Genomic DNA, 377 nt, shown 5'->3' with positions numbered 1-377 from the left:
ACTTGGTACGAAAAAGACGATATGAATACGTCGGATATGCATCCGTTTATTCACCCTCTTTCTAAAGCGATTGACCCGGTTTGGGAATCGAGATCTGACTGGGATATCTTCAAAGGTATTGCCAAGAAGTTCTCTGAACTTTGTGAAGGCCACTTGGGTGTTGAGAAAGATTTGGTCACGGTACCGCTTCAGCACGACACACCAGGAGAGCTTGCTCAGCCAGAGGGTGTGAAAGCATGGTGGAAAGGTGAGTGTGACCTGATTCCAGGTAAGACGGCACCAAACCTAGCCGTTGTTGAACGTGATTACCCGAATACCTATAAGCGCTTTACTTCGCTTGGCCCATTGCTAGAGAAACTAGGTAATGGTGGTAAGGG

The 377-nt window shown here is 47.5% G+C and carries 1 protein-coding gene; it reads left to right on the top strand.

The genetic code is table 11. The features are described 5' to 3' along the window. Window positions 1-377: molybdopterin-dependent oxidoreductase (locus A3763_RS06165; RefSeq protein ID WP_156494964.1), on the top strand; the 377-nt coding region annotated here is incomplete at both ends.

The organism is Oleiphilus sp. HI0128, assembly GCF_001635365.1.
This window is presented reverse-complemented; position numbering and strand designations above follow the sequence as displayed.